This is a genomic window from Kocuria sp. NPDC057446, from assembly GCF_042802875.1.
GTDB lineage: Bacteria > Actinomycetota > Actinomycetes > Actinomycetales > Micrococcaceae > Kocuria.
The window spans coordinates 1-4,799 of record NZ_JBHVDI010000218.1 but is presented as its reverse complement, the minus strand read 5'-3'; the positions used below and the strand labels follow the sequence as shown (position 1 = coordinate 4,799).

Here is a 4,799-nt window from a genome sequence, read left to right as displayed (position 1 = left end):
GCCGTAAACGTTGGGCACTAGGTGTGGGGGACATTCCACGTTTTCCGCGCCGTAGCTAACGCATTAAGTGCCCCGCCTGGGGAGTACGGCCGCAAGGCTAAAACTCAAAGGAATTGACGGGGGCCCGCACAAGCGGCGGAGCATGCGGATTAATTCGATGCAACGCGAAGAACCTTACCAAGGCTTGACATTCACCGGACCGCTCCAGAGATGGGGTTTCCCTTCGGGGTCGGTGGACAGGTGGTGCATGGTTGTCGTCAGCTCGTGTCGTGAGATGTTGGGTTAAGTCCCGCAACGAGCGCAACCCTCGTTCTATGTTGCCAGCACGTGATGGTGGGGACTCATAGGAGACTGCCGGGGTCAACTCGGAGGAAGGTGGGGATGACGTCAAATCATCATGCCCCTTATGTCTTGGGCTTCACGCATGCTACAATGGCCGGTACAAAGGGTTGCGATACTGTGAGGTGGAGCTAATCCCAAAAAGCCGGTCTCAGTTCGGATTGAGGTCTGCAACTCGACCTCATGAAGTCGGAGTCGCTAGTAATCGCAGATCAGCAACGCTGCGGTGAATACGTTCCCGGGCCTTGTACACACCGCCCGTCAAGTCACGAAAGTTGGTAACACCCGAAGCCGGTGGCCTAACCCCTTGTGGGAGGGAGCCGTCGAAGGTGGGACTGGCGATTGGGACTAAGTCGTAACAAGGTAGCCGTACCGGAAGGTGCGGCTGGATCACCTCCTTTCTAAGGAGCCGTTGACCGCCGTGTGGTGGTCGCCCCCGCCCGAGTGCCCGTCCGTGGTGCTGGTGGGGTGAGCTCATGGGTGGAATATCAACGAGCAAGTGGCCGCATCCCCTCCTGTTGTCCTGGTTCGCCGGGGTGGGGGGTTGCCGGCCGGGTCGGGTCCGAGTACCTGCCGCGTCTTCGGTGAGCCTGCGGGTTCCCCGGGTGTGGTGGTGGAAGGGAGCCGGTCCGGTGGGTGGATGTGGTCCGTGGCGCACTATTGGGTCCTGAGACAACAGGTCCCGTCCTGGTTGCTGCCCCCGGTGGGGGTGGTGGTGGGTGCGGGGGTGTTGTGTCTGGGTTCCCGGCGTCCTGCCGGTGGGTGCGGTCCCCTCGGGGCGGCGACCACCAGGGTGTGGGATGTGCGGGTTGTTGTTTGAGAACTGTATAGTGGACGCGAGCATCTTAAGAACAGGTGCCGCCGGTTGCCGGTCGTGGTCCTTCCTTCGCGGGAGGGGTGTGGCTGGTGGTGGTGGTGCCGTGTTCGTGATTGATCGCCGAGATACTGCTGCCGTGCCTCCTTGTGGGGTGTGGTGGTGGTGGTATCGGTGTGTTCTGTGATCATGTGGCAAGTTTTTAAGGGCGCACGGTGGATGCCTTGGCATCAGGAGCCGATGAAGGACGCGGTAATCTGCGATAAGCCTCGGGGAGCTGATAAACGAGCTGTGATCCGAGGGTCTCCGAATGGGGAAACCCCGCCGCGTGTTATGCGTGGTGACCCGCACCTGAATTCATAGGGTGTGTGGAGGGAACGTGGGGAAGTGAAACATCTCAGTACCCACAGGAAGAGAAAACAACAGTGATTCCGTCAGTAGTGGCGAGCGAACGCGGAAGAGGCCAAACCGATGGTGTGTGATACCCGGCAGGGGTTGCATCATCGGGGTCGTGGGGCGTGTCGTCCCGGGTCTGCCGGCCCGGGCGTGTGAGTGCAGGACGATAGTCGAACCGGTGTGAGTGCCGGACCGGAGAGGGTGAGAGTCCCGTAGACGAAATCGTTGCTGCCGCACGGTGCACGTACCCAAGTAGCACGGGGCCCGAGAAATCCCGTGTGAATCTGCCAGGACCACCTGGTAAGCCTAAATACTACCTGATGACCGATAGCGGACCAGTACCGTGAGGGAAAGGTGAAAAGTACCCCGGGAGGGGAGTGAAATAGTACCTGAAACCGTGTGCCTACAAACCGTCGGAGCCCTACAAGGTGACGGCGTGCCTTTTGAAGAATGAGCCTGCGAGTTAGTGTTACGTCGCGAGGTTAACCCGTGAGGGGTATCCGTAGCGAAAGCGAGTCTGAACAGGGCGAGTGAGTGGCGTGATCTAGACCCGAAGCGAAGTGATCTACCCATGGCCAGGTTGAAGCGCGTGTAAGAGCGCGTGGAGGACCGAACCCACTTCAGTTGAAAATGGAGGGGATGAGCTGTGGGTAGGGGTGAAAGGCCAATCAAACTTCGTGATAGCTGGTTCTCCCCGAAATGCATTTAGGTGCAGCGTTACGTGTTTCTTGCCGGAGGTAGAGCTACTGGATGGCCGATGGGCCCTACAAGGTTACTGACGTCAGCCAAACTCCGAATGCCGGTAAGTGAGAGCGTAGCAGTGAGACTGTGGGGGATAAGCTTCATAGTCGAGAGGGAAACAGCCCAGACCACCAACTAAGGCCCCTAAGCGTGTGCTAAGTGGGAAAGGATGTGGAGTTGCTTAGACAACCAGGAGGTTGGCTTAGAAGCAGCCACCCTTGAAAGAGTGCGTAATAGCTCACTGGTCAAGTGATTCCGCGCCGACAATGTAGCGGGGCTCAAGTACACCGCCGAAGTTGTGGCATTGCACCAATGATACCCAACCGGTCTTGCGACCGGTTCAGGTGGTGCGATGGGTAGGGGAGCGTCGTGTGGGCAGTGAAGCTGCGGGGTGACCCAGTGGTGGAGCCCACACGAGTGAGAATGCAGGCATGAGTAGCGAATGACGGGTGAGAAACCCGTCCGCCGGATGATCAAGGGTTCCAGGGTCAAGCTAATCTGCCCTGGGTCAGTCGGGACCTAAGGCGAGGCCGACAGGCGTAGTCGATGGACAACGGGTTGATATTCCCGTACCGGCGAAGAACCGCCCCTATCGAACCGGGGACACTAACCACCCGAACCGCACCGGATGCCGGCCTTTGGCCGGTGGATGGTGGCGGGGAGCGTGGGACCTGAACCGGGGAGGTAAGCGTATTAACAGGTGTGACGCAGGAAGGTAGCCGAGCCGGGCGATGGTAGACCCGGTCTAAGCGTGTAGGGCGATCCGTTGGCAAATCCGCGGATCATTGTGCTTGAGACGTGACGGGACCCCCATTCGTGGGGGGATTCGGTGATCCTATGCTGCCGAGAAAAGCATCGACGCGAGGTTCCAGCCGCCCGTACCCCAAACCGACACAGGTGATCAGGTAGAGAATACTAAGGCGATCGAGAGAATCATGGTTAAGGAACTCGGCAAAATGCCCCCGTAACTTCGGGAGAAGGGGGGCCCCGACCGTGGACACCACTTGCTGGTGCGAGCGGGTAAGGGCCGCAGAGACCAGGGGGAAGCGACTGTTTATCAAAAACACAGGTCCGTGCGAAGTCGCAAGACGATGTATACGGACTGACTCCTGCCCGGTGCTGGAAGGTTAAGAGGACCTGTTAGCCTCACGGCGAAGCGGAGAATTTAAGCCCCAGTAAACGGCGGTGGTAACTATAACCATCCTAAGGTAGCGAAATTCCTTGTCGGGTAAGTTCCGACCTGCACGAATGGAGTAACGACTTCCCCGCTGTCTCAACCATGAACTCGGCGAAATTGCAGTACGAGTAAAGATGCTCGTTACGCGCAGCAGGACGGAAAGACCCCGAGACCTTTACTATAGTTTGGTATTGGTGTTCGGTGTGGCTTGTGTAGGATAGGTGGGAGACGGTGAAGCGGGCACGCCAGTGCACGTGGAGTCAACGTTGAAATACCACTCTGGTCACTCTGGACATCTAACTTCGGCCCGTGATCCGGGTCAGGGACAGTGCCTGATGGGTAGTTTAACTGGGGCGGTTGCCTCCTAAAGAGTAACGGAGGCGCCCAAAGGTTCCCTCAGCCTGGTTGGCAATCAGGTGTCGAGTGTAAGTGCACAAGGGAGCTTGACTGTGAGAGCGACAGCTCGAGCAGGGACGAAAGTCGGGACTAGTGATCCGGCGGTACATTGTGGAATGGCCGTCGCTCAACGGATAAAAGGTACCTCGGGGATAACAGGCTGATCTTGCCCAAGAGTCCATATCGACGGCATGGTTTGGCACCTCGATGTCGGCTCGTCGCATCCTGGGGCTGGAGTTGGTCCCAAGGGTTGGGCTGTTCGCCCATTAAAGCGGTACGCGAGCTGGGTTCAGAACGTCGTGAGACAGTTCGGTCCCTATCCGCTGCGCGCGCAGGAAATTTGAGAAGACCTGTCCTTAGTACGAGAGGACCGGGACGGACGAACCTCTGGTATGGCAGTTGTACCGCCAGGTGCACCGCTGCTTCGCTACGTTCGGAAGAGATAACCGCTGAAAGCATCTAAGCGGGAAGCTCGCTTCGAGATGAGATTTCCAGACACCATCAGGTGTGAGAGGCCCCCAGCTAGACCACTGGGTTGATAGGCCGGAGGTGGAAGCACGAACCAACGACGTGTGCAGCCGACCGGTACTAATACGCCGACAACTTACACCACACCCCACCCCCCCACAGCTGTGGGGATCCACGGGTGGGAACACACAGAACACCGCGTCCACTATACGGCTCCCAACCAACAACCCCACCGTTGTCGGTGCACGGGAACCACAACTGCATACCGCCCACCACGGGCGGACAACCACAGTGACTTACCCACCCCCACCCCTCACCGGGCCAGGGGGACGGGCACCAGAGTTACGGCGGTCATAGCGTGGGGGAAACGCCCGGTCCCATCCCGAACCCGGAAGCTAAGACCCACAGCGCCGATGGTACTGCACCCGGAAGGGTGTGGGAGAGTAGGACACCGCCGGACCACACCAC

At 58.8% G+C, this 4,799-nt stretch carries 3 rRNA genes; all 3 read left to right on the top strand.

The window, feature by feature from the left end:
• A 16S ribosomal RNA gene (locus tag ACFU0Y_RS17125) occupies positions 1 to 740 on the top strand; the annotation flags it as partial.
• A gap of 604 nt (positions 741 to 1,344) precedes the next feature.
• A 23S ribosomal RNA gene (locus ACFU0Y_RS17120) occupies positions 1,345 to 4,475 on the top strand.
• Positions 4,476 to 4,674: 199 nt separating this feature from the next.
• Positions 4,675 to 4,791, top strand: a 5S ribosomal RNA gene (gene rrf, locus ACFU0Y_RS17115).
• The last annotated feature ends 8 nt before the right edge of the window (positions 4,792 to 4,799 follow it).